27 protein-coding genes are annotated in these 24,104 nt (G+C 63.0%); 18 read left to right on the forward strand and 9 right to left on the reverse strand.

What is annotated here, in order from left to right:
- Positions 1-20 precede the first annotated feature (20 nt).
- A complete protein-coding gene (locus tag HNQ39_RS24310; RefSeq protein WP_184203028.1) occupies positions 21-617 on the forward strand; it encodes a DUF6368 family protein in 597 nt (198 codons plus the stop codon).
- Between the two features lie 101 nt (positions 618-718).
- Entirely contained in the window at positions 719-2,761 is a 2,043-nt protein-coding gene (gene pheT / locus HNQ39_RS24315; RefSeq protein ID WP_184203029.1) for a phenylalanine--tRNA ligase subunit beta, read from the forward strand.
- Between the two features lie 22 nt (positions 2,762-2,783).
- On the opposite strand, the gene HNQ39_RS24320 is transcribed toward pheT, so the two are convergent.
- Positions 2,784-4,172 carry a DUF512 domain-containing protein gene (locus HNQ39_RS24320; RefSeq protein WP_184203032.1) on the reverse strand — a complete coding sequence of 463 codons (1,389 nt, stop codon included), beginning with the start codon at positions 4,170-4,172 and terminating at the stop codon, positions 2,784-2,786.
- 119 nt (positions 4,173-4,291) lie between these two features.
- Between HNQ39_RS24320 and ndk the strand changes: the two genes are divergently transcribed.
- Genes ndk through HNQ39_RS24345 form a run of 5 tightly spaced genes read left to right on the forward strand, consistent with a single transcriptional unit; the run spans position 4,292 to position 7,166 of the window.
- A complete protein-coding gene (gene ndk / locus HNQ39_RS24325; RefSeq protein ID WP_184203034.1) occupies positions 4,292-4,705 on the forward strand; it encodes a nucleoside-diphosphate kinase in 414 nt (137 codons plus the stop codon).
- 4 nt (positions 4,706-4,709) lie between these two features.
- Positions 4,710-5,750 (forward strand): tRNA preQ1(34) S-adenosylmethionine ribosyltransferase-isomerase QueA, encoded by a 1,041-nt coding sequence (gene queA, locus HNQ39_RS24330; protein ID WP_184203037.1) that lies wholly within the window; start codon positions 4,710-4,712, stop codon positions 5,748-5,750.
- Positions 5,751-5,762: 12 nt separating this feature from the next.
- Positions 5,763-6,446, forward strand: coding sequence for a helix-turn-helix domain-containing protein (locus HNQ39_RS24335; RefSeq protein WP_184203039.1), 684 nt, complete (start codon positions 5,763-5,765; stop codon positions 6,444-6,446).
- The gene (locus HNQ39_RS24340) at positions 6,421-6,774 is read left to right on the forward strand and encodes a DUF192 domain-containing protein (protein WP_184203041.1); all 354 of its coding nucleotides are present in this window, start codon (positions 6,421-6,423) and stop codon (positions 6,772-6,774) included. The genes HNQ39_RS24335 and HNQ39_RS24340 overlap by 26 nt, the downstream gene beginning before the upstream one ends.
- Positions 6,765-7,166: a hypothetical protein gene (locus HNQ39_RS24345; RefSeq protein WP_184203043.1), complete on the forward strand. Its 402-nt coding sequence runs from the start codon at positions 6,765-6,767 to the stop codon at positions 7,164-7,166. The genes HNQ39_RS24340 and HNQ39_RS24345 overlap by 10 nt, the downstream gene beginning before the upstream one ends.
- Before the next feature lie 149 nt (positions 7,167-7,315).
- Here the strand turns inward: HNQ39_RS24345 and HNQ39_RS24350 are convergent, their stop codons facing one another.
- A complete protein-coding gene (locus HNQ39_RS24350; protein WP_184203045.1) occupies positions 7,316-7,576 on the reverse strand; it encodes a 4Fe-4S dicluster domain-containing protein in 261 nt (86 codons plus the stop codon).
- A gap of 79 nt (positions 7,577-7,655) precedes the next feature.
- On the opposite strand from HNQ39_RS24350, the gene HNQ39_RS24355 reads away from it, so the two are divergent.
- Positions 7,656-8,318 (forward strand): Crp/Fnr family transcriptional regulator, encoded by a 663-nt coding sequence (locus HNQ39_RS24355; protein WP_184203047.1) that lies wholly within the window; start codon positions 7,656-7,658, stop codon positions 8,316-8,318.
- 16 nt (positions 8,319-8,334) lie between these two features.
- Here the strand turns inward: HNQ39_RS24355 and HNQ39_RS24360 are convergent, their stop codons facing one another.
- On the reverse strand, positions 8,335-9,000 hold the full coding sequence (locus tag HNQ39_RS24360; RefSeq protein ID WP_184203049.1) for a suppressor of fused domain protein: 666 nt from the start codon (positions 8,998-9,000) through the stop codon (positions 8,335-8,337).
- A gap of 59 nt (positions 9,001-9,059) precedes the next feature.
- On the opposite strand from HNQ39_RS24360, the gene HNQ39_RS24365 reads away from it, so the two are divergent.
- The 8 genes from HNQ39_RS24365 to HNQ39_RS24400 all read left to right on the forward strand — a co-directional run bounded on the left by HNQ39_RS24365 (position 9,060) and on the right by HNQ39_RS24400 (position 16,670).
- Positions 9,060-9,560, forward strand: coding sequence for an RNA polymerase sigma factor (locus HNQ39_RS24365; RefSeq protein WP_184203051.1), 501 nt, complete (start codon positions 9,060-9,062; stop codon positions 9,558-9,560).
- On the forward strand, positions 9,553-11,616 hold the full coding sequence (locus HNQ39_RS24370; protein ID WP_184203053.1) for a sigma-70 family RNA polymerase sigma factor: 2,064 nt from the start codon (positions 9,553-9,555) through the stop codon (positions 11,614-11,616). The genes HNQ39_RS24365 and HNQ39_RS24370 overlap by 8 nt, the downstream gene beginning before the upstream one ends.
- A 96-nt stretch (positions 11,617-11,712) precedes the next feature.
- A complete protein-coding gene (locus HNQ39_RS24375; protein ID WP_184203055.1) occupies positions 11,713-12,744 on the forward strand; it encodes a type IV pilus twitching motility protein PilT in 1,032 nt (343 codons plus the stop codon).
- A 170-nt stretch (positions 12,745-12,914) separates the two neighbouring features.
- Positions 12,915-13,598: a uracil-DNA glycosylase gene (locus HNQ39_RS24380; protein ID WP_184203057.1), complete on the forward strand. Its 684-nt coding sequence runs from the start codon at positions 12,915-12,917 to the stop codon at positions 13,596-13,598.
- Positions 13,599-13,640: 42 nt separating this feature from the next.
- Complete coding sequence (locus tag HNQ39_RS24385; RefSeq protein WP_184203059.1) at positions 13,641-15,017, forward strand: sulfatase family protein; 1,377 nt, start codon at positions 13,641-13,643, stop codon at positions 15,015-15,017.
- A gap of 58 nt (positions 15,018-15,075) precedes the next feature.
- On the forward strand, positions 15,076-15,795 hold the full coding sequence (locus tag HNQ39_RS29705) for a type II secretion system protein (protein WP_221290300.1): 720 nt from the start codon (positions 15,076-15,078) through the stop codon (positions 15,793-15,795).
- Between the two features lie 56 nt (positions 15,796-15,851).
- On the forward strand, positions 15,852-16,094 hold the full coding sequence (locus tag HNQ39_RS24395) for a 4Fe-4S dicluster domain-containing protein (RefSeq protein ID WP_184203061.1): 243 nt from the start codon (positions 15,852-15,854) through the stop codon (positions 16,092-16,094).
- Between the two features lie 126 nt (positions 16,095-16,220).
- Complete coding sequence (locus HNQ39_RS24400; RefSeq protein WP_184203063.1) at positions 16,221-16,670, forward strand: acyl-CoA thioesterase; 450 nt, start codon at positions 16,221-16,223, stop codon at positions 16,668-16,670.
- Here HNQ39_RS24400 and HNQ39_RS24405 read toward each other — a convergent pair.
- From HNQ39_RS24405 to HNQ39_RS24420, 4 genes are all read right to left on the reverse strand, one after another.
- On the reverse strand, positions 16,667-17,701 hold the full coding sequence (locus HNQ39_RS24405; protein WP_184203065.1) for a tetratricopeptide repeat protein: 1,035 nt from the start codon (positions 17,699-17,701) through the stop codon (positions 16,667-16,669). The two genes, HNQ39_RS24400 and HNQ39_RS24405, sit on opposite strands and share 4 nt — an antisense overlap.
- 105 nt (positions 17,702-17,806) lie before the next feature.
- Positions 17,807-18,850, reverse strand: coding sequence for a S1C family serine protease (locus HNQ39_RS24410; RefSeq protein WP_184203067.1), 1,044 nt, complete (start codon positions 18,848-18,850; stop codon positions 17,807-17,809).
- A 52-nt stretch (positions 18,851-18,902) separates the two neighbouring features.
- Entirely contained in the window at positions 18,903-20,045 is a 1,143-nt protein-coding gene (gene murG / locus HNQ39_RS24415; protein WP_184203069.1) for an undecaprenyldiphospho-muramoylpentapeptide beta-N-acetylglucosaminyltransferase, read from the reverse strand.
- Positions 20,042-20,644, reverse strand: coding sequence for a hypothetical protein (locus HNQ39_RS24420; RefSeq protein ID WP_184203071.1), 603 nt, complete (start codon positions 20,642-20,644; stop codon positions 20,042-20,044). The genes murG and HNQ39_RS24420 overlap by 4 nt, the downstream gene beginning before the upstream one ends.
- A gap of 20 nt (positions 20,645-20,664) precedes the next feature.
- Between HNQ39_RS24420 and HNQ39_RS24425 the strand changes: the two genes are divergently transcribed.
- Entirely contained in the window at positions 20,665-21,291 is a 627-nt protein-coding gene (locus HNQ39_RS24425) for an HAD family hydrolase (protein WP_184203073.1), read from the forward strand.
- On the opposite strand, the gene HNQ39_RS24430 is transcribed toward HNQ39_RS24425, so the two are convergent.
- Complete coding sequence (locus tag HNQ39_RS24430; RefSeq protein WP_221290301.1) at positions 21,277-22,860, reverse strand: hypothetical protein; 1,584 nt, start codon at positions 22,858-22,860, stop codon at positions 21,277-21,279. The genes HNQ39_RS24425 and HNQ39_RS24430 overlap by 15 nt on opposite strands.
- A gap of 214 nt (positions 22,861-23,074) precedes the next feature.
- On the opposite strand from HNQ39_RS24430, the gene HNQ39_RS24435 reads away from it, so the two are divergent.
- A complete protein-coding gene (locus HNQ39_RS24435) occupies positions 23,075-23,296 on the forward strand; it encodes a hypothetical protein (protein ID WP_184203075.1) in 222 nt (73 codons plus the stop codon).
- Between the two features lie 9 nt (positions 23,297-23,305).
- Here the strand turns inward: HNQ39_RS24435 and HNQ39_RS24440 are convergent, their stop codons facing one another.
- Positions 23,306-24,091 carry a DUF4058 family protein gene (locus HNQ39_RS24440; RefSeq protein WP_184203077.1) on the reverse strand — a complete coding sequence of 262 codons (786 nt, stop codon included), beginning with the start codon at positions 24,089-24,091 and terminating at the stop codon, positions 23,306-23,308.
- Positions 24,092-24,104 lie beyond the last annotated feature (13 nt).

Raw genomic sequence — 24,104 nt, forward strand, 5'->3', positions numbered from 1 at the left:
GGAGAAGGTTTAAGCAAGATATGGGACCACTTGTGCGTTTGCTGTTGCCCTCAGGAAAAACTGAGGAGGTACTCCAAACTGCCAATACCATTTTTCCCAGGATGGGTCAAAAAATTGAGAGCAACCAGGTGGATCGTTGGGATTGTTGGGTAGAGGATGACTCACTGATTGGTGGCAAGTATCTGGGTGAAGGTAGACCTATCTATAGTTCCTTCTCTCAAGTGGAGCTGGAGCAAGAAGAGATGCTAGTGCTTCAGAAGCATTTCGGCATCACACCCAAACGGGAATGGCATTGCGATGCTGGTTGCAACCAGCTAGAGGATCATCTAATTCTTGGGCAATTGATAACCTACCTCATAGATACTGTTGGGGGAGTGGTGGACTTCTACGGAGCTTTGATCCCATCATTGCCAGAAGATATGGGGAGGCGAGGTTTCTGGCACTATGACTGGTCTGACATTGAGCCGTACTTTGAGGAAATGATCCGGGGGATGCCGGGGAAGATCGTGAGCGTTCCGTATGATGCTGGTGAAGGGCGTACCTGGGTTTCCCATTACGCGGAGGTTGAGTTTATGAAAGCGTGGTTGAAGCATCCCCGTTTTCATATGGTGAAGTAGTCCCCCTCTGGCTCCCCTCCCTTCCCCCCTCGGAACGAGGCGGGTACCCTTTGGGTGCGGGGAAGGGAGGGGCTGGGGGAGGGATGCCGGAGTAAACAATTATGAGAATTCCACTGAGTTGGTTAAATGACTACATCGCGGTTTCCGACGACGAGCAAGAGGCCGTCGCCGATGCGCTGACCATGGCGGGGCTGGAGGTCGAGGAGACGCTGGAGACGCCGTTTGGGAAGGTCTGGTACACCAAGATCACCCCCAACCGCGGCGACTGGGCCAGTGTCTACGGCACGGCAAGAGAGCTTGCCGCCATCTATCCAAACAAAAAACTCCAACCACCACATCCCCCCCGCTTGGCGGGGGCAGGGGGGGGAGTCTCCATCCGCATCGACGACACGGCCAACTGCCACCGGTTCCGGGCGACGGTCATTAAGAACGTCAAGATCGGCCCGACCCCGCAGTGGATTCAGGACCGCCTGACTGCCGCGCTGGGCGACCGCTACCGCATGATCAACAATGTCGCGGACATCACCAACTACGTCATGCTGGAGCTGGGGCAGCCGCTCCATGCCTTTGATCTAGACACGATCCCCAATAGTGAGATTGTCGTGCGGCAGGCGCTTCCGGGCGAGAAGCTGGTGACCCTGGATGGCACGGAGCACGAGCTTCCGCAGGGGACGCTCTGCATCTGCGACAATCAGCGGGCGATCTCGATTGCGGGGATCATGGGCGGCAAGGAGACCGAGATCACGGAGGGGACGACCAATGTCCTGCTGGAGACCGCGCACTTCGACCCGTTCTGCGTGCGGCGCACCGCCAAGAAGGTCGTGCGCTCCGAGGCGAGCTACCGGTTCGAGCGCTATGTCGATCCCAACCTCGTGGCGATTGCCGGCGACCGCGCGGCGCAGCTGATTGTCGAGCACTGTGGCGGCGAGATTGTCGGGGTTTCGGAGGCCGTGGCGCAGCCGATTCCCAAGCGACGGTTCCTGGCGCGGCTGGACCGTGTCCGGGCACTGCTGGGTGTCGATGTGGACCGCGATGCGGCGATTGCGGCCCTCACGCGTCTGGGGCTGGAGGTGGAGCAGTCCGCTGGGGCGCTCGACTGCCTGATTCCCGCCTGGCGGCCCGACCTGACCATCGAGGACGATATCGCGGAGGAGGTGGGGCGGATCGCGCTGGGCTACGCCAACCTCCCCGAGAAGATCGCCTGGCAGATCGGGCAGCGCGGGCAGGACTCGCCGCGGGCTGCGTTTATCCTGCGCCTGAAAAATGCCCTCGTGCAGCAGGGCTTGCAGGAGGTCATCACGCACTCCTTGGTCGCCGATGGCGGTGAAGGGGCGCTTGTCCTGCGGAACCCGATGGCCCCCGAGTACAGCCAGCTGCGAACATCGCTGGTGCCCGGCCACATCGGAATCGCCCAGCGTGCTGTTCGCGAGGGCATCCGTGATATCGCGATCTTCGAGGTGGCGAGCGTCTACTTGGCCCCCTCCGCCCCCACGAGTGGGGGAACCCTGAGTGAGCCGCTACGCGTCTCGGGATTGGTGGCCGGCTCGGCGAGCGCCAGTCTCTGGGCGATCAAGGGCGAGAGCTACCCCGCGGACTTCTACTTCGCCAAGGGGATTGTCGAGAGCCTCCTGGCAAGCCTGGGGATTGTCGCGGAGTATGTTGCGGACAGCTCGCCGCTGACACATCCCTATCGGACCGCGCGTGTGGTGGTCGGAGGGCAGCCCCTCGGCATTATCGGGGAGCTCTCCGCGGCGACCATCGAGGCCAATGACCTGCCCAAGCGCACCTGCATCTTCGACCTGGACGGCGAGGCACTGCTAGCGCTTGCGCAGGAGACCAAGGTCGGGTTCTCCGCGCTGCCGGAGTTCGCCTCGGCCACCCGCGATGTGGCACCGGTCTTCTCCAAGGATGTGTCTTATGCGACGATCGAGCGCGTGGCACGGGAGAGTGCTGGGCCACTTCTGGAGGCGCTGCGCCTCGCGGATGTCTTTGAGGATGCCAGTAAGCTGGGCGAGGGCAAGCGCTCGCTGACCCTACGCTTCACGCTTCGGGCTCCGGATCGGACACTCACGGGCGAGGAGATCGACTCCACGCTGGCAGGGATTCGTGCGGCTCTTGTCGGGATCGGTGCCGAGCGACTCTAAGAGAGACTCTTGTACCCTCGCCTTAGCCGTCCAGTAAGTACCGGGCGGCGGCGGCGGGGGTGCGGTCGATGGCGACCACGGGGCGTCCGACCTCTGTGTTCACTTGCTCTAAGGTCATCTCGTCCAGGAAGACCTCGGTGCCGTCGCGGAGCATGACATTGGGGATGAGGACTTCGTCGCCGAGCTCGGGGAAGGCCTTGAGCGCATCGACCAAGTCCCGCCCGACAATCAGGCCCGCGATATTGATATTGCCCTCGAAGAACTTGTTGTGGATCGCGCAGACATTTATTTCTAGCCCCTCGACCTTATTGAAGATCTCGGCGAGCTGCGTTAAAAGCGGCCCGGCGATCTCTCCCGTGGCGAAGGTGACTTTTCGAGGGCGCGGGGCGCGCTTGGGCAGGTCCCGCTTGAGTTTTTCACACTCGTCTAAGAACAAACGCACGAGGCCGATACCATCTTCGAGCTGCGGGAAGCCCTCGTACTGGGAGCGCGACGGAATCGGGAGGCCGCCGCCGAGGTAGAACTCGTCGGAGAGGTAGACAAAGCGGGTGCCCAGCTCCTTGAGGTACCAGTTGCGGAGCGGCTCCAGCTCGTGCACCCACCAGGCTTTCTGCTCGCCGTTCCAGGTATCGACCGGCGCGAGGCGCTCGCGGAACTGGGTGATACCAATCGGGACCACGGCCACGGAGATAATCCCCCCAAACGCGCCGCGCTTCTTGGGGTGGAGATTGGCCAGGTCGGTGATGGTCTGGAAGAATATCTCACCGTCGTTGTAGTGCGGCACCAGCACGACTTGTGCATGGATCTGAATCCGGGCCTCGACCAAGCGCTCCAAGATCGGCAGGATCGGCTCCGGGCCACGGCGGCCCAGGATCTTGCCGCGCGCCTCGGGGTCGGTGGCGTGGACCGAGACATACAAGGGCGAGAGGCGCTGCTCACAGATACGGTCCAGCTCGCCCGGCTTGAGGTTGGTCAGCGTGACATAGTTGCTGTGGAGAAACGAGAGCCGGAAGTCGTCGTCCTTGACGTAGAGGCTGGGGCGCAGGCCCTTGGGCTGCTGGTAGAGGAAGCAGAAGACACACTTGTTCTTGCAGATGTGCATCCGGTCAAAGAGATCTTCCGCAAACGTAATTCCCAGCGGCTCGTCGAAGCCCTTTTCGAGCGAGAATGTCAGTAGGTCGTCGCCGCGCTTCACCGCGAGCGTGACCTCCTCGGCGGCGGAGTAGAAGCGCCAGTCCACGACATCGGTGAGCGGGTGCCCATTGACCGAGAGCACGACATCCCCGAGCTGCAAGCCTGCCTCCTGGGCGATACTGCCGGCGTCGAGCGCCTCGATGGCATTGCGGGGAAGGGTCGGGCGCTCCAGGTGCTCAAGACGCTCGTGGGTCGCGACGGGAAGGGTTAGGGCCATAGGGCTCTATTGTACCGTGGAGTCCCGCCCCTCCAACGGGCGGGACATGGTAAAATGTTACCTTGGCGGGCGCACTGCGTGCAGTGCGCCCAAACTCTGTGTCAGGAAAAACAACTACGATGGAACGAACCTACATCATGGTCAAGCCCGATGGCGTCCAGCGCCGTCTGGTCGGAGAGATCATTCGCCGTTTTGAGAACCGTGGCCTCAAGCTGGTCGGGCTCAAGCAGCTTGTCCCCAGCCGCGCCACCGCCGAGGCCCACTACGCCGTCCACGCCGAGCGCCCTTTCTTTGGTGAGCTGGTCGACTTTGTCACCAGCGGCCCCGTGGTCGCCATGGTCTGGGAAGGCCCCGATGCGATCCAGCTCTGCCGCAACATGATCGGTGCCACCAAGCCCGTCAATGCCACGTCGGGGACCATCCGTGGGGACTACACCTGCGACATGATGCTCAACCTGATCCACGGCTCCGATGCGCCCGAGACCGCGGCCGACGAGATCGCGCTCTGGTTCAAGCCGGAGGAGCTTCTCTAGTCTCGTGCAGCTCTCGGACTTTGACTACGCGCTCCCCGACGAGCGCATTGCCCAGACCCCTTTGGAGCCGCGAGATTCCTCGCGGCTCCTTTGTGTCGATCGGGTGAGCGGCGCTCGCTCGCACCGGATCTTTCGTGAGCTCCCGGAGCTTCTCCATCCCAGCGACCTCTTAGTGCTCAACGAGACCCGTGTCTCCGCGCTGCGGCTCTTTGGGGAGCGACCCGGCACAGGCGGGCAGATCGAGGTCTTTCTCCTGCGTCCCGCGATCGAGCACGGCGAGGCGGTCTTTGAGGCGCTGGTACGGCCCGGTAGGAAGCTCCTCCCCGGTCAGCGCGTCGCCTTCCCCGAGGTGGCGCTGGAGGCGGAGGCCCTGGCGACCCTGGAGAGTGGGGGACGGCTCCTGCGCTTTGTGGGCGACGATATCCTGGGGAAACTCGATGCGATTGGGCGTGTGCCCCTGCCGCCCTACATCACCGCGCCACTGGAGAATAAAGAGCGCTACCAGACCGTCTACGCCACGACCCCGGGCTCGGCGGCGGCCCCAACCGCGGGGCTCCACTTCACGCCTGAGCTGCTTGCTAGGATCGAGGCCAAGGGGGTGGGGATCGCCCGGCTCCGGCTCGATGTGGGGATCGGCACGTTCCGCCCCATCAAGACCGAGAACATCGCCGAGCACGTCATGCACACCGAGACCTACGCGATCCCCGACGCGACGGCGGCGGCGGTCAATGGCTGCACCGGGCGTGTGATCGCCGTGGGAACGACCGCGCTTCGGGCACTGGAGTCGGCGGGGCAGCTCGCGCTCCAGCAGGGCACGGGCCAGCGCGTGGTCGCCACCGAGAGTGAGACCGGAATCTTTATCACGCCGGGCTACACCTTCCGTGCGATCGATGGCTTGATCACCAATTTTCATCAGCCGCGCTCTACCTTGCTCCTACTGGTCGCGGCGTTCATGGGCTACGAGAGTATGCGAAGGACGTATGAAGAGGCCCTCGAAAAGCAGTACCGTTTTTTAAGCTTTGGGGATGCACTCTTCGCGGTATAATGCGGAACACACATGCCAGGCCTCGACGAATTTTACCGCTACATTGAACGCAGAGAGAAAGAAGCGGAAGACGCTGTCTCTCAAGAGCGAGCCCCCGTCCCACCCCCTGGGACCATAGAGAATGTCCGCTACGTTGTCCGAGGGGGGATCACGATTGCCGTCCCTATCGACGAGCCCGATCCACCACTCCTGATTGCCGAGCAGGCAACCGCGGTGGCGCTCGCCGACCCGCTCCAACCCGCACTCCCGCTCGACGTTCCCACGGCGCGTGAGGCAGGCGTGCCGCGGACGATGGTCCGGCCCGCCTTTAAGATTCCCGGCCCCAAGCAAGCCACCGAGCAGCTGCTCATCCCGCCCCTGCCGCCGCAGATCCCCAGCACCGATGCCGAGGGCGCCCAGCTCTGGGAGGGCCTACCGCGCCACGTCCAGATTCTCGCATCGATGGCCCCCGAGACCATCCCGCCGTCGCGGACCTTTGAGGAGACCCGTGAGCAGCTGATCGTCCGCCTGCTCGACCCCATTCTCACCCTGGAGGAGACTGCCAAGCTCCTGGATGTCTGTCCGGCGACCGTGCGGCGCTACGCCAACCGTGGGCACCTGACCCACCACCGGACACTTGGGCAGCAGCGGCGCTTCAAGCTCTCCGATGTCATGGCGTTTTTGGACAAGCGTGCCGCCAAGCAGCGCCGCCTCTAGCCTCCGCACCGAGTCGGGGCGTGTGCTGGCCACCGATGCCCGCTGGCTGGCACACTTCTGGGAGCGCGGTCGTGGCTGGCTCGCCCGCAAGCCCGACCCAAACCTCGCACTGGGAGTCCCCCTCACCGAGGGGGAGCGCCTCCACTCGATTGGGATGCGCTTCTCCCTTGACATTGCCTACTGCGACTCCGAGGGCAGTGTTCTCGCTGTCTGCACCCTGGCCCCCGCTCGGGTCGCTCCGCCTGTCCCCCGCGCCGTGGTCGCCTGGGAGCTCCTCGCGGGGCAGCTTGCGGGGCTCTCGCTGGGGGAGCGGCTCCGATGCGACTGACCCTGGCGATGGCCGATGCGCCGCGCTATCTAGTGGCCCTCGGCGACACCCAGCACGCCCCTCAGAACCCGGATGGCCTCCGCGTGATCCCACTCGCCCGCCCCGAGGCGACAATCGCAGCCGTGCGCTATGTCCAGCTTCCCCAGTGGAAGGAGATGCGGGTCGTGGCAGCGCGGGTGACTCTCTCCATCGGGCACGCCGACCTACTCGCCACCCTCGGGGACGAGTACTTCGCCGCCGCCGCCTACCCGCGCTTTGTCGAGCATGTCCACGCGATCCGTGCAGAGCTTCCCGCCCTCTGTGAGCCCGGAGTCGTGCTGGAGCTAGCGCCGCTCACGGGCTTCGACGGCTGGGAGTGGGCGGAGCGCTTCGCCGCCGCGCTCGCTTTGTGATCCCCCCGATCAGAATGGGGGGACTGGAGAGCGTCGCAGGCTCCGCTGCAAAGCCCGTGCCGCCCATCCCCCTTCGCGAAGCCGGAGGGGGTGGCCGAGGAACGAGGCCGGGGGAGGTCCCGCCCCTCCAACGGGCGGGACACCTCGCTCTAACCCGTCACGTGAAAGAACGCCGCGTTTCGCGCCACGGACGTGCGCCACTTCTCGGGGAGCGTGTCGATGGAAAAGATCGCCTCGACCGGGCACTCGGGCTCACAGAGGCCGCAGTGGATACACTCATCGGGGTTGATGTAGAGCTGCGGGGAGTCGTCGTCGCCCTGGATGCAGTCCATCGGGCAGACCGCGACACAGGACTTATCTTTCACACCGACACAGGGCTCGGCGATGACATAGAATGGGTTGGTTTGCATGGCCCCAGCGTACGGCGGGGGCGCTGGTCTCGTCCGTGACTTTTGTCATCGAGTGACAAAACGCCATAGAATGCAAGCGATGACCCGAGACGAGGCGCTACGGCGTGTGGTTTTCCTCAAAGACGCCCCCGAGGCCGCGGTGGCCGCACTGCGCCAAGCCGGCGTGGTCCTGACCCTCACCGAAGGCGAGGTGTTGTTTTTGGAGACGGAGCCCTCGCGCGGGCTGCTGGTAGTGCTCGAAGGGGCGCTCAAGGAGAGCAAGACCGACACGCGGGGTAGAGAGCTGATCCTCGCCATTCACAAGCCCGGCGCGAGTGTCGCGGAGCTGCCGCTCTTCGACGGCGGCAACCACCCCACGCAAGCCATCGCGCTGGAGGCTCCCACGCGCATCTTCTGTGTCGCCCGCCCCGCGTTTGAGGCGGTCTTGGAGCGCCACCCGAGCCTGGCACACAGCGCGCTCCGGGCGCTGGCGATCCAGCAGCGCAAGCTCTTGGAGATGCTCAAGGCCCAGGCGCTCCACACCGTCCGCTCCCGGCTGGCGGCCTACCTCCTCGCCCAAGACACCCCGAGCTTCACCCTCCCTGAGACCAACGAGAGCATCGCCGCGCAGGTCGGGACCGTGCGCGAGGTCATCTCCCGCACCCTCCACCAGCTCGCTGATCTGGGGTATCTCACACTTGACGGCCGCACGGTGACGGTTCTCAGCCGTGCGGCGCTGGAAAAAATCGCCGCGGGGGAGTGAGCGGGTGCGGGCGAGCCTATGCCTTTTTCTTGCTGGAGCGGGTCAGGTCGGTGATGAGGAGGGGGGACTGCGCGGTGAGGGCGTCTAGGACCTCGGCGACGGTCTTTTTCTTGCCCTTGATAGCATCAAGCTCGCTCTGGGTGAGCCCCACCATCTGGAGAAACTGGACCTTCCCGTGGGGCGTCTCGATCACGCCCAGCGCCGGGTCAGTGAGGAAGGCCAGGCCGACAATCTCGGTCTTGGTGTCGAGGCGGATGGGGCCATTGGCAGGAATCCAGTGGAAGTCATCGAAGACACGCTGCGTCTCAAAGACATAGCGCGCCAGGTTCTGGAAGAGATCACAGACCCACGTGGGCGGCTCCTTACCATCTTTTGCGAAGGGGCGCAGGCGAAAGGTGAGCTCAAACCCAAACGCGCTGTACTCCCCGCCCACCGCCTCTTCGTCGTAGTAGAGGTTCGAGAGGCCGTAGGTGACATAGTGGAAGTGACTGCCGCCGGGATCGTCGGCCTGGTAGGCGCTGATGCCATCGAGGGGATCGGGGCCGCCCAGGTTCCAGCTCACAATCGTCCCCCAGTGCATCGGCTCCTGGGTCGGGTAGAGCGTCTTGAGGTGCGACGTGATAGCGTCCCAGCCCACGGGCGACTCGGAGGAGTAGGTTTTTTTATAGGTCTCGAGGTCCACAAAAAATCTTTCTCAGGAAGTGAAGAATCCTGGTGCGAAGCTGCGTTATTCTAACAGCAATGGACGCCCTCAGCACCCTCTCCGACTTCGAAGCCTTTGTCCGAGCGCACCAAGCTCGGGCGCTGCGAATCGGTGTACGCCTCGCGTTTGGCGATGCAGCGGCGGCGCAAGATGCGGTCCAAGAGGCGTTTCTGCGGCTCTGGCGCTGCCGCGAGCAGCTGGAGGCAAGCAACCTGGAGGCGTATCTCTACCGCACGGTGCTCTCCTGTGCCCGCGATGCCAACCGCCGTCTGCGCCCCACCGTCCCGCTCGACGAAAAGCTCGCGCTGAGCCCACGGCATGAGTCGCCCGACACGGGGCTGATGGTCCGCGATGCCCTGGCGCAGCTCCCCGATGACCAGCGCGAGGTGGTGATTCTCTCGCACTACGAAGGCTGGACCCAGGCCGAGATCGCCGAGCTGCTACAAATCCCGCCTGGAACCGTTGCCAGCCGCCTGCACCATGCCCTCCGAAAGCTCCGCGTCCTCCTGACCGACGCCGAGGACCAAACCCATGCGTAAGCTCAAACAACGCACTGACCAAGCGCTCCAAGAAGCCACCGACCTCGGTGAGCTCGTCGCGCTCCTCGATACCTGGCAGCCCGAAGCCCCCGAAACCGATCTCTGGCCGCAGATTGCGGCAGGTCTGAGCAAGGGAGCCAGTGGGATCAAACTCCCTCCCCAAGTCGCGGAGTTAATAGACCGCCTAATGCGGAGTGCCATGGAGGCTGGTGTGGAGCCACACGCACGACTCGAAACAGCAGGGGGCGGGGATCGGGATCGTCTGCCTCCACAACCACCGACTGCGCTGGGAACGAGTAGCGGGGACGAATTCGATCCCGTGAAACGCATTCAGGAGCTACACGAGCGCAATCTTGAGAGACAGGAGCAACGCACCCATCAGCAAGATGAGGACTTTGATCCCCTGAAGGAGCTCTCTTTCACGGCATTTGTCGCGGATCGTGGGGGGGCAAATAGTGTGGCACTCTTAACGCCGCGCCAGGAGCGCTGGCTCGCTCGCTGCGTTGAGAGTGGGGGTGAGCAAGCAGAGAAGGCGCGCGGGGTTCTCGTAAACGCCAACCTGCGCTTGGTGACGAGTATCGCCACGAAGTATCAGAACCGTGGGATCGCTCTGGAGGACCTGATTCAGGAAGGCACTCTGGGGCTAATCCATGCGGTCGAAAAATACGACTGGCGCCGTGGGTTTCGCTTCTCCACCTACGCCACCCACTGGATTCGTCAGGCACTGGGCCGTGCGGTTGCTGGGCAGGGGCGGACCATTCGGTTGCCTGAAAGTGCCGTGGCCCACCTAGAGCAGATTCGTCATGCGCGGGAGGCATTTACGGCGACTCACGGACGGCCACCAACTCCCATCGAGCTTGCGGAAGCGGCGCACCTGCCTCAGGAGCGCGTCGAGCTTCTTCTGGAGGCCGAGGCACCTGAGCCGACGCACTTGGGCGATCTGCTCCCCGCAGAAGACGCCACCAGCCCGTCGTCACGTATCTTCCGCCGCGCCCTCCGCGACGAGATCAACAAGGCTTTGGAGCACCTCAGCGAGCGAGAAAAGGAGGTTCTCTCGCTACGGTATGGCCTCTCGGAAGACCAAGAGCAGCTCATGACGCTGGAGCAGGTTGGTAAGCAGCTGCAGCTCACCCGAGAGCAGGCGCGGCAGGTTGAGGCGGGGGCACTCCAGAAGCTACGACGAAGTGAGCTTGGTGGGCGATTGCGCGATCCAGAACTAGCAGCAATTTTGGAAGATTCATCCACGGAAACGTCATCTGAGCAGCAGCGCAGACTCGTGAATTTAATGACGCCTGAACAAGAATTAGAGCTGGTTCGTTGCATGCATGCTGGAGGAGAATCTGCGGAACAGGCTAGACAATCTTTATTTGCGTTTGGTCTACAGTGTGTCGTGAGCCTCGCGGAAAGGTATGCAGGCGAAGAGGTGACACGGGACGAGTTAATCTCGGAAGGAGTGAAGATTCTTCCTGAGCCACTCGCGAACTACGACCCTAATCGTGGGTTGCGTTTTGGCACTTACGTCCTATTTTGGCTACGCCATACCATGCTACGTTTGGTTCGTGACCGTGTTCGAGGTGCTCACAGGCTTCCGATAGAGCCAGACTTTTTCACGGACGCGACTCGCAATCCTCTTGCAGATCCTACTCGTCAGGCACTGCGGGAAAAGATCGGTCGTTCTGGGGATCAGCTTCATCCGCGCGAAATAGAGATTCTTGCGCTCCGATTTGGGCTTCTCTCCGATGAGTCGGTCCCTATGTCCTACGAGCAAGTTGTCATGGTGATGCGACTGTCTGCTGAGCGCGTTCATCAGATTGAGGAGCAGGCACTGGCTAAGCTGAGCGCCCCAGAGCCTAAAGAGCAGAGTGGCGAGAGCAAGGTGCTGTCCGAACTGTCGGGGACGCTCTCCGAGGTCGTGGGCGAGCTGGCGGGGCTTCGTCGGGAAGTGATCCGGCTTCGGGAGGAAGTGACGGCGCTGCGGCGGGAGCGCTCAGGCGGGGGCTACCCGACCCTCATGCCCTACGCCCGCGCCGACGACAAGCCGCTGCCGCTGGGGTGAGCCAGCCCCCTAACCCCCGCTGGGCGGGGGGACAATAAGGAAAAGAAATTCCTCTTATCCCCCCCGCCGGGCGGGGGATGGGGAGTAGGAAACACCATGAAACTAACAGACTTACTGGAGAAAATGGAGTCGGGGATCTCGGATCTGCACCTGGTCGTGGGGGAGCCGCCGATCTTTCGCAACGGGGGCAGGCTCGCACGAACGGAGGCCGAGCCTCTGGCCGCGGAGGCACTGGCCACGATGCTTGTCGGGGTGCTCCCCGAGCGGCTTCAGGGCCGCTTTGTTCTGGACCACCAGAGCGTGCTGACATCGGTCGTGCACGCCGGGCGTCGCTTTCGCCTCAGCGCGTCGTGGGAGCGCGGCCAGCCCTGCGCGGTGCTGCGGGCGATTCCCACTCGTGTCCCCCGGCTGAGCGAGCTCCGAATCGCCGAGGGGCCGCTTGGAGTGTTGCAGAGAATGGCAGCGAGCACGCGCGGCCTGATTGTTGTCAGCGGCGCGGCGGGCTCGGGCAAGACGACCCTGATGGCCTCGCTGGTGGAGGAGATCAACGCGACCCGCTCGGAGCGCATCTACACGCTGGTGGAGAGCATCGACTACGAGTTCACCAACCAGGAGAGCTTCGTGACCCAGCAAGAGCTCGGCAACGACTTCCACGACTTTCCCCAGGCCCTGCGGGACCTGCTCTACGCCGACCCCGATGTCGTGATGCTGGGTGCCCTCACAAGCCTGGAGTCGATCGCGCTGGCATTGAATCTAGCGGAGACGGGGCACCTGGTCTTTGTGCAGGTCGGACAGTCCAGTGCGGTCGATGCGCTCAAGCGGCTGGTACATGCCTTCCCCGAGAGCAACCGCGCCGAGGTCCAGCGCCAGCTCTCGAACAACCTGGTTGGTGTGGTCGCTCAGCAGCTTCTTCCTGCGATGGGCGGCGGTCGCGTCCCGGCGCTAGAGCTTCTGCTGGGAGTCCCTGCGGTTCGCGGAAAGCTCCGGCAGGGCGACTTTGACCTCCAGGCGATAATCGAAGAGAGTACGGGAATCGGGATGCAGACCATGGCGCAAGCCCTCAACGCGCTCGTCGCAAGCGGTACCATCACCGACGAAATGGCCCAGAGCCGGATGCCGGTTTTCTAACCTCTAGCCCCTCCCTCTCCCGGGCACTCGTTCCTCGTTGGGGAAGAGAGGGGAGCCAGCGGTACTAAGCCCCTTTCCCAGTGAGGGACGAACGCCCGGGAGAGGGGTGCCGAGGGACGAGGCGGGGAGAGGTCTTTCCGGTTAGGGATCTCTTTGGGTAGTATAAGGCCATGAACACCGCTACCCTTCCCGCCGACTGGCAGGCCGCCCTCGTCGCTGAGTTTTCCGCTCCCTACTTCACCGCCCTCATGGAGTTTGTCGCCGCCGAGCGCGCTACCCATCCGGGCGCGATCTTTCCCGCCGAGGATGAAGTCTTCAATGCCCTGACTCTAACATCGCTGGCCGACGTGAAGGTCTTTATTCTGGGCCAGGACCCGTACCCGACCCGCGGTCATGCCCATGGGCTGGCGTTCTCGGTGCAGCCACAGGTCAAGCCCCTGCCCGCATCGCTACGCAATATCGTTAAGGAGCTGGAGAGCGACCTGGGCATCGGTAAGCCCAGCTCGGGGAGCCTGATTCCCTGGGCCAAGCAGGGGGTCTTGCTGCTCAACACCGTGCTCACCGTGCGCGAGGGGGAGGCCAACTCGCACCAGAAAAAGGGCTGGGAGAAGTTCACCGATGCCGTGATCCGCGCCGTCAGCGCGGCGAGTACGGAGCCGGTGGTCTTTATCCTCTGGGGCAAGCCCGCGCAGAAAAAAGAGGAGCTGATCGATGCCAGCAAGCACACGATTCTCAAGTCTGCGCATCCCTCGCCGCTCTCCGCCAACACCGGGTTCTTTGGGAGCAAGCCCTTCTCGCAGGCCAATGCCGCACTGAAGGCTGCTGGGCGTACGGAGATCGACTGGTCCCTCTAGGCGCACTCAGCTCTGAGGGGCATGCTTCAGGTAAAATGAGGGATGCTCCTGAGCTTTATTGCGCTGCCGTTTATCCTAGCCCCCCAGGTACCATCGCCGTTGTCGTCGCGCTGGAACGTCGTACTCGTAACCGCCGATGACATGAACGCGGACTCGGCGGGCTGGATGGGCAACAAGCTGGGGGCGACTCCGAACTTGGATGCCTTTGCGGCCACCGCGCACCGGTTTGTCAACCACCATGTCAGTGTGCCTATCTGCCAGCCGAGCCGTGCGGCGCTCCTAACCGGTCGTGTGCCCCATCGCAACGGCGCACTCGGCTTCAACCCGATCTCGCCGGGCGTGCCGACTCTCGTCGGCAAGCTCAAGGAGGCAGGCTGGTTTACGGCATCGCTCAATAAGCAAGCCCATATGAAGCCCGACAGCGCCTTTCCCTGGGATCTGGCACTCACGGGCTCGGGGAAGAACCCAAGTGTCTTTGGGGAGCAGGTTCGCCAGTGTGTCAAGGCGGCGAGCGTCGCCGGTAAGCCATTTTTTATCAACGCCAATATCACCGACCCCCATCGGCCCTTTTTCGGCGCGGGAAGCTCGCCTGAGGAAAAAGAGGGCAGTGTCAAGCCCTACACACTGGAAGAGGTCACCGTTCCCTCGTTTCTGGAAGACATTACGCCGGTTCGAAAGGAAGTGGCACAGTACTACAGCAGTGTCCGGCGGGGGGATCAGAGCTTCGGAGCACTGATGGCGGCGATCAAGAGCACCGGGCACGAGACGGATACCGTGGTCGTGTTCCTCTCGGACCATGGGATGTCATTTCCGTTCTCAAAGGCGACGGTCTACCGCAATGGCACCTGGTCGCCGGTGCTGCTCCGTTATCCGGGAATGGGCAGTCCCCAAAAGCGTGAGGAGTTTGTCAGTAGCGTGGACATCCTTCCCACCCTCATGGAGCTACTGAAACAGCCCCCGCTTGAGGGGGTGGACGGGCGCTCGTGGGGGCCGCTGCTCCACGGCGAGAGACCGACCGACCGAGACTACGTGGTGACCCATGTCAATACGGTCAGTAGCGGCAAGAGCTTTCCCCAGCGCTGTATTCGCACCAAGGACTTTTCCTATCAGTTCCATGCCTGGCCCAATGGCACGCCGCAGTTTCGTGTCGAGGCGATGAGTGGGATCACGTTTGCAGCGCTCAAGAAAGGCGCTGAGAGTGACTCGAAGCTCAAGGCGCGTGTGGATCAGCTCACGATTGGTGTGCCGGAGCAGCTCTTCGACCTACGCTCCGACCCGGATGAACGCACCAACGTGAGCGCCGATCCCAAGTACAAAACCGAGCTGACACGTCTTCGGCAACTTCTCCTGGCTCATATGGAAAAAACAAGCGATCCCCAGCTAGGGAACTTTCGCAAACAGCTGGAGGGAAGGCTGTGAGGAACCCAGGAGACATACGGTAAGGAACTTTGTTTCGAAGGGCGACGCTCTAATGGTTATGAGTCTCTCTTGTCCAAACGGTGCTCGTCGTGGTGGCTTCACCTTGATCGAGCTTCTGGTGGTGATCGCGATCATCGCGATTCTGGCTGCCATTCTTTTTCCTGTCTTTGCCCAGGCCCGTGAGAAAGCGCGCCAGACAACCTGTCTGTCCAACGAACGGCAGATCGGGGTGGCGCTGATGATGTACATGCAAGACAACGATAGCCGCTCGGTCGTCGCCCACCACGAGTCGCCTCCGCTCTATCCCTGGTATGGTGGGCTCCAGCCCTATCTGAAGAACGATGGTATCTTTCGCTGTCCCTCGTTAAACGACACGATCACCTCCTATGAGCCGCCTCTGACGGCAGCAACCTGGGCGACGACTCGGACGGACTATCTGATCAATGGGCTCCTAGCACATGGAGTGAGCCAGTCTGCCGTCGCGACCCCTGCGGAGCAGATCATGGTGGGAGAGCGTCATAAAGGCTGGGCCTGCTTCGACTACGATGCCTGGCTCCCCGAGTTCACGGAGGAGCGTGGCTGGCTCGATGGCTCCGGGATTGCACCCGATGGCACGGTGGAGCCGGGCAACAAGGGGCGACACTCCGAGGGGGATAACTACCTCTTCACCGATGGTCATGCGAAGTGGCTACGCTGGAACCAGACGTTGAGTGTCGGCGCTGCGCCCTTTGGGATGCACAACCGTGACGGCCTTGCGGCACCTACCGATAGCATGTAGCCGTGATCGAGTAGCCATGCGTTGCACTGGAGGGCTCCTCGGGGTAGAATTGGCACATGCCCTACGTGATTGCCGAGCCCTGCGTCGGCGTGAAAGACAAGTCCTGCGTTGCGGTCTGCCCGGTGGATTGTATCCACGGCGGCGACGATGACAACCAGCTTTTTATCGACCCCTCTGAGTGTATCGACTGTGGCCTCTGCGAGCCTGAGTGCCCGGTGGACGCGATCTTTATGGATGACGAAGTGCCTGAGAAATGGTCGAGCTTCATCCAGCTCAACGCCGATTACTATAAAAAATAAAAGCCTCGACGGTAAACGTCAGGCTTTGGGGCGTCGTGCCTCCGCCGCGCTTCGCGATCTCTTGTCCGAGCGTAGCGAGGCGGCCGAAGGCCCTACAGCAGGACGATCTCCGTCCTTGGGAGTTTCATGTTGCTGACAGCCCGAATCCGGGTGCGAACCTATGAGCTAGACTCGTTCGGGCATGTCAACAATGCGGTCTATCTGCAGTACTTCGAGCAGGCCCGTGATGAGTATCTTCGGCTCATGGGGCTCTCCTTTGCGGACTTTGCCCGCACCCAGACCCAGTTTGTGATCACCGAGGCGCGCGTTCGCTACATCCGCTCCGCACACTACGGCGACGAGCTGCTGATCACGGGCGAGATCCTCGCGCAGGGGCCCGCTAGCACCCTCTTTACCTACAAGGTCACTCGCGACGATACCCTCATCGCCGAGGGGGAGACTCGCGGTGCCTTTCTCAGCGCCACCACCGGGCGTCCCATCCGGGTCCCTGAGCCCTTCAAGAGCGCCTTCCAGACACAAAGCAAAACGGACCGAGAACTCGCTCGGCCCGCTGTGGATGAGACAAAAAACGCTTAGTTCGTGCCGCTCTGAGCCAGCTCCGCTGCACGGGCGCGCAGGTTGGCAGTGCGTGCCTGCTCCGCGCTAACCCCCTTCAGCGCTGCCACCTGGCGGTACTTGTCGGCGGCTTCGGTAAACTTCTTCTGCGACTCCAGACACGAGGCCCAGACCAACAGGTTCGCGCCACGGTCGAAACGGTCACCGGTGCTCTCCGAGAGCTGTGCGGCCTTGGCCAGGTGGTGGAGGGCCACATCGTTGCGGTGCAGTCCCAGGGAGGCGACTCCAAGGTCGTGCCAGGCTTGGGGAGAGCTCGGGAAGTTCTTGGCAGAGATCTGGGCCACGGCCTCCGCCTCCGAGAAGCGGGCCAGGGTGCGCAGGTTGCTGCTGAGCGCATGCAGGGTCCAGGGACTTGCCTCCTGCTTGGCGATCTTGAGGCGATGCTCCAGCGCGAAGAAGTGCTTTCCCTGCGCCTCTAGTGCATCGGCGTAGCCCTGACGAACCACGGCGGGAGCGTTCTTGGCCTTCTTGAGCAGGCTATTGAAGGCAACCTCGGCGAGCTCGGGCTTCTCCATCCGCTCCGCAGCTTGCGCAAAGAGCCAGACCACGACCGGGTCGTTGCCCTGGGTGCGGGAGAGCTCGGTCAGCCCTGCAAAGGCCTCGGTGGCGGTATCGGGATCGCTCAGGTGGAGGAAGTGCTGCGCGGCGAGTGCGGAGGGAGCCGGCTTCTCGGACTTTGCCCCTAGCTCCACCACATGGGAGAAGTAGTTGTCTGCCTCACCCTCGGCGCTGTGGCTGGCGACACTAGCGGCCAGGAAGAGGTTCAGCCGGATGTCGCTGGGGAACTTCACGCTCTGCTCGCGCAGAAACGCCTCCGACTTCTCACCCTCGCCCTTGCTCCAGAGCTTCCAGGCCTCTCCGTAGGCATCCGCTGCCGACTTCACGACGACCGAGTTGGTCTTGTTGTTGTTGTTTGCGAAGGCAGGCACGCTTGCCATACCACCCACCAGGCTCAGAGCCGCTACAATCACTAATCCCTTGCGAAACTGCATCAAAGTTCCTCCGGATTAAATCTTTGGCGGCTCTGGCAGGTGGGGAGACCCCAAAAATTACCAGGTTTCCGAGGGGAGAAACCAAAACAACTACCTGGTTTTCTCCTAGGGAGCCTCACCGAGCACGGCTTTGACCGTGAGGGCGCGGCTTCCACGCACAACTCCGAAGGTGACACTCTCTCCGGGCTTCTTGTCGCGGAGCAGGCGGGGGAGGTCCAGCGAGCCGACCAAGGGGGTGTTGTTGAGCCGAACAAGGATATCGCCCGGCCGCATTCCGGCCCGTGCTGCAGGGCCACTGGGGTCGATGGCCTCGATCATGAGCCCACGGGAGACCGGCAGGTTGTAGGCCCGGGCGATCTTCTCGTCGAAGCCCGTGAACTGAATCCCCAGGTAGGGCTTGCGGTCGGTCTTGCGCTCCGAGCGGCCGCTGATGAGCTTCTGGGCGATCTGCTGGGCCGTGCGGATGGGAATCGCTAGCCCCAGGCCCTCGGCACCATCGGCGCGGAGGACCGCGGTGTTGATCCCGATCACCCGGCCTTGCGAGTCGAGCAGGGGACCGCCCGAGTTGCCGGGGTTGATGGCGGCATCGGTCTGGATAAAGCCCTGCTCGTCCTGGCGGCTCAGGCGCCGGTTGAGCGCGGAGACGACGCCCGTGGTGACGGTCTGGTCCAGCCCTAGCGGGTTTCCAATCGCAATCGTGGTCTGGCCTACCTCAAGCCGGTCGGAGTCGCCCAGCGGGGCCGCAGGGAGGGGGCGTGCGGTCTTGACCTGAACAACGGCGATATCGATCTCTTTGTCGGTGCCCAGGACGCGCCCTTCGAGCTGCTGGCCACCCTTGGAGCGCACCAGCACCTGGGAGGCTCCGGCGACCACGTGGGCATTGGTGAGGATCAGCCCCTGCTTGCTGTCGATGACCACGCCTGTGCCTAGGCCACGACCCTGCTCGATCCGCACCACCGACGGCGAGACGCTCTTGACGACACGGACGATGTTCTGCTCCTCGGTGCTCTTGGCGGTCGAGGGCTGTGCCTGCACGGCGGGGGAGAGGCTAAAGGTCCCCGTGGTCGCGCCCAGGCCCACACCCAGACCTGTCCCCAGCCCGACCGAGCAAACACCAAACGCTGCTAGCTTCTTGACAAACTCTTTCATGCGCTTTAATACGCACCAGAGCCCCCGAAAAGTTCGCAAAGTGTGTGTGGTGTTACTTTTTCCCTAGGGCGAAGATCGCATCGGCGAGGTCCTCGGCGGCGCGGGGGGTGGCGAGCTTCTTGGCCTTGCCCCCCAGGGAAGCTCGCCGTGAGGCATCGTCGAGCAGAGGCAGGATCGCGGCCAGCAGGCTCTCGCCGCTACACTCGGACTGCTTGATCAGCAGCGCGGCACCGGCATCGACCAGGCGCTGGGCGTTGCGGGTCTGCTCATCACCGCTCGTGGGGACCAGGGGGACAAAGATCGCAGGCTTGCCCAACGCACAGACCTCGGTGACTGTCCCCGCTCCCGAGCGGCTCACCAAAAGGTTGGCCAGCGCATACGCATCCCCGATCTCATCGGACTGCACAAACGCCCGCACCACCCAGCGGCTCCGCTCCCGGTCGGTGAGGGTCTTGCGGTAGGCCTCCAGCGCCTCGATATCGCTCTCGCCGCACTGGTGGAGGACGCGCGCCTGGGTCAGGAGCGTCGGGAGGGCGTCTTTGACCGCATTGTTGAGGATGCGTGAGCCCTGCGCCCCGCCCGTGACATAGATACAGGGCAGGCACTCATCGACGCCATCGAAGCCAAAGCGGCTGGCGGCGCTGTTCTTGCTCCCGGCGAAGATCACCTCGCGCACCGGGTTGCCCGTGACAAAGGCCTTCTTCTGGAGCGCGGGTGGGAGCTCCTCTTTGGCTCCCTCGAAGCTCAGCGCGATCCGCTTGGCGTAGCGCCCATTGATCTTATTGGCCAGCCCCACGGTCACGGTCTGCTCGTGCGTCAGGATCGGGATGCGTAGCGATGCCGCGGCCAGCACCGCCGGAACCGAGACATAGCCACCCGTGGCAAAGACCACATCGGGCTTGAAGTCCTTGACAGCCTTGAGCGCCTGGAAAAATCCCTGGGGCACCCGAAAGGCATCGCGCAGGTTGGCTCCCGTGAGCAGGCCCAGCGGCCCCTTCGATGAGCGCCGGAGCTTGCCGCTGGCGACTCCCACAAACTCTAGCCCTGCCTCACGTGCCAGCTTCGCCTCGACCCCTGTGGCGCTTCCCACGTAGCGGATCACGATTCCGGGCTCCCGTTTTTGCAGTGCCTGGATCACGGCCAGGGCGGGGGAGACATGGCCCCCGGTTCCGCCGCCGGTTACAAGTACTCTCAAGAAGGTCTCTCTCCACGCGTCAGGTTCAGGTGCCGCTCGGGCATCCCCGCGTGCTTGTCGTTGCCCTCGCTCTCCACCTCGATCGGGTCGAAGAAGCTGCTCTCTAGAAACAGGACGAAGGCAGTGCGCTCGCTGTCGTAGAAGGCATCCATCACCTGGGTATCGGGAGGGAGGGGGGGAAGGTTGTAGGTCTCACCGCTGGCGAGGGCCTGGAGGAGCTGGATAATGCGCTCCGGGGGAATCAAGTAGGCCTCCCAGCGGATTCGGTCGGGGAGGATCGTCGGGCGGAGCGGCTCAGGGGCCTCGTCCTCCAGCGCGAAGAGGATCTCCTCCCAGCCGCCGCTCCAGCGCCCTCGAAAGAGCCGTGTTTGGACAGGCGCGTAGAAGGCACTCTCCAGCACGAGGACACACTGCTCTGCCTGCTGGTCGTAGAAGGCATCGACAACGCGAACATCGGGGGGGAGGTGCTCCGCCTTCAGGCCCACATCGTGGCGCGCCATGAGCTGGAGTAAGCTGAGTAAATCACCGGGGCGCGTTCGCAAGAGAGTCCAGCGCTTCTCATAGACTCCATCCGGTTCCTGACCGATCACGCCTGCCATGATACCATGAGTGTATCCCCATGCCTCTCTCCGCGCTCCTCTTCGACCTCGACGGCACCCTCACCGACTCTATTGGGCTGATTGTGCACTGCTACCAAGCCACCCTCACCCACTTCGCGGGCCGCACGCCAAGCTCGGAGGAGATCGTCCCCAAGATCGGCCGCGCGCTCCCGACCCTCTTCGCGGAAGAAAATGTCGGGGATGTCGAGGCGATGCTGGCGTTCTACCGCGCCCTCTATGCCCAAGAGCACGACGACTGGGTGCGCCTCTACGACGGCGTGGAAGAGCTTCTCGATGGCCTCTACGGCAAGCTTCCCCTCGCCATCGTGACCTCAAAGTCGCTGCAGTCCGCGCGCCCTGCCCTGGAGCGCTTTGGGATCGGGGCGAAGATGCAGGCGGTTGTCACCAGCGACGATACCCAAAAGCACAAGCCCGACCCGGAGCCGCTGCTCCTCGCCGCCGCCCGTCTCGGCGTTCTCCCCGAGCACTGTGCCTACCTGGGCGACTCGGTCCACGACCTGCACGCCGCCCGCGCCGCCGGGATGCAGGCCCTCGCCGCCCTCTGGGGACCATCGCCCCCCGAGACCCTGCGCCCCCTGGCAGACCAGAGCTTTGACTCCCCTCAGGCACTTCTAGCGTTTGGCTAGCTCTTGGCGTGTGGCGATGGGGACGTAGCCGATCTCCAGCCCCTTGGGCGGCTTGACCAGCTGTGCGGGGTCGAGGTCGGCGAGCTTGCCGGTCTTGGGCGGGGGCAGGTACTCGCGGTCCTTGGTCCAAGAGCGGTGGAGCTTCTCGACGCGTGCCTGCAGCTTCTCCCGCTCCGCATCGGTGAGGTCGGCGTTGAGGAGCGCGGGCTGGTCGGCGAACCGGTACCAGTAGTAGGTGACCACACTCCCATCCCCGAGAAATGCCTTGAACGGCCCCGCGGCCGGGCCGGGTTTCTTCCAGCTACTCTGGGGCGCTTCTGGGGTGTCGTAGGCGGGCTGAGGACGCTCTTTGGGGGTCTCCCAGGTCAGCGCGTGCAGGCCGGTCTCTGCGGGAACCCTCTCCGCAGCAACCGGCACCCAGCGCGCTTTTTTCTCATCGTCGCCGTTTTCGAGCATAAAGTACTCGGGGAGGGTGACGAGCTTGCCTTGGTTTTTCGTGGTCTCTGCGCTCCACTGGTAGCCGTAGGTGTGCGGGTCGGGTGTGGTCGGGGTCGCAAAGGCCGTCCAGGCGATATTGACCTTCTTTTCTTCCTTACCCCCTGACTTGGAGTGAATCTGCCAGGTGGCACGGCCGCCACTGCGGAAGGTACGCACAAACGCCCCTTGCGCGCTCACCCTACCGCTACTGGGCGCACCACCGGAAAACCACGCCGCCACGGAGTCGTGGAGGGCGGTGCTGTTGTAGACCGTGTCCTGGTGCACCAGGGTCGAGTGGCTGTCGGTGCTGCGCGGAAACGATGTCGGGGCGATGCGGGCGTAGGACTGGCCCTTGGAGTCGGTGCCCATGCGGCAGGGAATGTACTGGGTCTCCATCTGCACCTGCCGGTTGGGATCGACCGGGCGCGTGTCGAGCAGCAGGCCCGCCAGCTTGGGGTCTTTCTCGGCGGAGTGCGACCAGAAGTAGGGCGAGAAAAACGCGACTGGCCCCTTGAAGTTATTGGAGTTAAAGAATAATGTCCAGCACTGATTCCCGGTCGGCACCGGCTTGCCCTTGGTGGTCGGCTTGGGATCGGTCAAGGGGAGGTTGAAGTAGCCGTAGCCAAAGAGCTCGCCGCACGTCCCCTGCTTGAGGTTGATCCCGTCGATAGGAAACAAGAGCCAAGGGCTGAGCTGCGCCACCCCGTAGAGCCCGCGCGGGTTCTCCCAGGTCCCCCAGCCGTGCGCCGGCCCGTTGGCGATCTCGGAGAAGTTGGGCGCGACCCCGCCCATGATGAACTTGGGGGTCGTGGTGGGGAAGCGCGTGTCCCGCCACCAGCCGAGGCCGCCCTCCACATCGGAGTACATGTCCTTGGGCGCGGGACCGTCCCACTGCGCAAACATCCAGGTCCCCGGCAGGCCCGTCTGAAACTGATGCCCCGGGTAGTTGGAGAGCAGTGGCCAGGCCGCGATATACATCGAGAACCCCGCGTTGTAGCTCCGGTCGACTTTCTCAATGGGTAAGATCAGGTAGCCCGCGAGGTACTCGTTCTGCCCGCTCACCAGCCCCTGCGGCTTCATCGTTTTCTTCATGGCCCGATTGTACACCAGTTTTGAAAGCCCGAGGAACGAGTCCCCGGTCTTAAAAGGGCGACGGCGACCTTCGTCGCCAAAGTCCGGATTCCGTCTGATTGCTTGGTTTTTGAGTGCCAAGGACATGTCTGCATACAAGCTTTTCTTTCAAGATGTCTATTTGGGTGAAGTGACGATGGGCGAAGCGGAGTTTCCTCGGCACGTGGGGGAGTTCGTGCCCACAACGACTCCCTGTGAATCGGCGCTCTGCCGACGGCTCCACGCCTATCTCGCGCTGACCCGTCAGGAAGCGGTGGACGAAGACCCAAATGTAGACTACTCCGAGTACGAAGACCTGATCGACTCTGAGGACTGGGTTCTCGCCGATACCGAAGGCCGACGGCTCCCCATTTCGTCCCCTGCCTATGGCCTCGACGGCGAGCTTATCTGGTGCTAGCCCCTCGGCCTAGCGCAAGCCCCGTGCTTTTAGGAGAGCATCGGCCCACGCAGTGTCTTCTTCGTTGAGCGGAGGAAAGGGCTGGTCACGGTAGGCGAGAGTCTTGCGGAAGGGGCCATGATCCCAGACATGGTCAAGGAGCGCTTGAACGTCCAGGCGTACATCCGGGACTTCGGCGGTGAGGGGAATGGGGACGGTGGGAAGGACTTGGCGCAGGGTGCGTGCCCAAGCATCGCACTCCGCACCTTCTCCGGCGCGGTGGAGACTTACGACGTAATCCCAGTGTCCGAAGATCGCCTCTAAGTCCTCTTTGGTAGCCGCGACCGTATGCCGACCGGCGCGCAGTAGATCAATCTCTAGCAGGTGGGTCGAGCTTCTCAGGAGCCGCTGTTGCTTGCGCACGTACTCCTCACGCCCATCTCCTGGGGTTTTGTTGCTGAGGCTCAGAAACTCAATGGCGGTGATAATCTCCTCGGGCTCCGAAAGTGAGACGATCTCAATGAAGCGCTGAGGCACCTCCAACAGGCTCGCCCGAACGCGTGCAGGAGCATCACCAATCACCGCTACGGTTTTGGGGACGGCTGGCATCGGCGCGACGCGGTGGACGGAGACATCCGGTAAGATGCTACGCTCAGGCGTGAGAATAGTCAGGCGCTCCTCAATCCGGGCGATAAAGCCATCGGGCAGGAGTGCGTTTAGGGTCTCATAGCAGGCGACAATCAGCGCCGCATGCACCCCACGCCAGTGCGCCGGGTCTTCCAGATACGGGTCCATTCCAGGAAACGGAGAGGGCATAGTGCTCTCATTT

It is taken from the genome of Armatimonas rosea (assembly GCF_014202505.1).
Classification (GTDB): Bacteria; Armatimonadota; Armatimonadia; order Armatimonadales; family Armatimonadaceae; genus Armatimonas; species Armatimonas rosea.

Bases quoted from the DNA above. Each gene is read 5' to 3' on its own strand.
- HNQ39_RS24370 (WP_184203053.1), top strand. From the start codon at position 9,553: ATGCGTAAGCTCAAACAACGCACTGACCAAGCGCTCCAAGAAGCCACC.
- HNQ39_RS24335 (WP_184203039.1), top strand. From the start codon at position 5,763: ATGCCAGGCCTCGACGAATTTTACCGCTACATTGAACGCAGAGAGAAA.
- pheT (WP_184203029.1), top strand. From the start codon at position 719: ATGAGAATTCCACTGAGTTGGTTAAATGACTACATCGCGGTTTCCGAC.
- HNQ39_RS24425 (WP_184203073.1), top strand. From the start codon at position 20,665: ATGCCTCTCTCCGCGCTCCTCTTCGACCTCGACGGCACCCTCACCGAC.
- HNQ39_RS24355 (WP_184203047.1), top strand. From the start codon at position 7,656: ATGACCCGAGACGAGGCGCTACGGCGTGTGGTTTTCCTCAAAGACGCC.
- HNQ39_RS29705 (WP_221290300.1), top strand. From the start codon at position 15,076: ATGAGTCTCTCTTGTCCAAACGGTGCTCGTCGTGGTGGCTTCACCTTG.
- HNQ39_RS24440 (WP_184203077.1), bottom strand. From the start codon at position 24,091: ATGCCCTCTCCGTTTCCTGGAATGGACCCGTATCTGGAAGACCCGGCG.
- HNQ39_RS24420 (WP_184203071.1), bottom strand. From the start codon at position 20,644: ATGGCAGGCGTGATCGGTCAGGAACCGGATGGAGTCTATGAGAAGCGC.
- HNQ39_RS24395 (WP_184203061.1), top strand. From the start codon at position 15,852: ATGCCCTACGTGATTGCCGAGCCCTGCGTCGGCGTGAAAGACAAGTCC.
- HNQ39_RS24310 (WP_184203028.1), top strand. From the start codon at position 21: ATGGGACCACTTGTGCGTTTGCTGTTGCCCTCAGGAAAAACTGAGGAG.
- HNQ39_RS24350 (WP_184203045.1), bottom strand. From the start codon at position 7,576: ATGCAAACCAACCCATTCTATGTCATCGCCGAGCCCTGTGTCGGTGTG.
- HNQ39_RS24375 (WP_184203055.1), top strand. From the start codon at position 11,713: ATGAAACTAACAGACTTACTGGAGAAAATGGAGTCGGGGATCTCGGAT.
- HNQ39_RS24345 (WP_184203043.1), top strand. From the start codon at position 6,765: ATGCGACTGACCCTGGCGATGGCCGATGCGCCGCGCTATCTAGTGGCC.
- HNQ39_RS24365 (WP_184203051.1), top strand. From the start codon at position 9,060: ATGGACGCCCTCAGCACCCTCTCCGACTTCGAAGCCTTTGTCCGAGCG.
- HNQ39_RS24400 (WP_184203063.1), top strand. From the start codon at position 16,221: ATGTTGCTGACAGCCCGAATCCGGGTGCGAACCTATGAGCTAGACTCG.
- HNQ39_RS24405 (WP_184203065.1), bottom strand. From the start codon at position 17,701: ATGCAGTTTCGCAAGGGATTAGTGATTGTAGCGGCTCTGAGCCTGGTG.
- HNQ39_RS24410 (WP_184203067.1), bottom strand. From the start codon at position 18,850: ATGAAAGAGTTTGTCAAGAAGCTAGCAGCGTTTGGTGTTTGCTCGGTC.
- HNQ39_RS24430 (WP_221290301.1), bottom strand. From the start codon at position 22,860: ATGAAGAAAACGATGAAGCCGCAGGGGCTGGTGAGCGGGCAGAACGAG.
- HNQ39_RS24385 (WP_184203059.1), top strand. From the start codon at position 13,641: ATGCTCCTGAGCTTTATTGCGCTGCCGTTTATCCTAGCCCCCCAGGTA.
- ndk (WP_184203034.1), top strand. From the start codon at position 4,292: ATGGAACGAACCTACATCATGGTCAAGCCCGATGGCGTCCAGCGCCGT.
- HNQ39_RS24380 (WP_184203057.1), top strand. From the start codon at position 12,915: ATGAACACCGCTACCCTTCCCGCCGACTGGCAGGCCGCCCTCGTCGCT.
- HNQ39_RS24320 (WP_184203032.1), bottom strand. From the start codon at position 4,172: ATGGCCCTAACCCTTCCCGTCGCGACCCACGAGCGTCTTGAGCACCTG.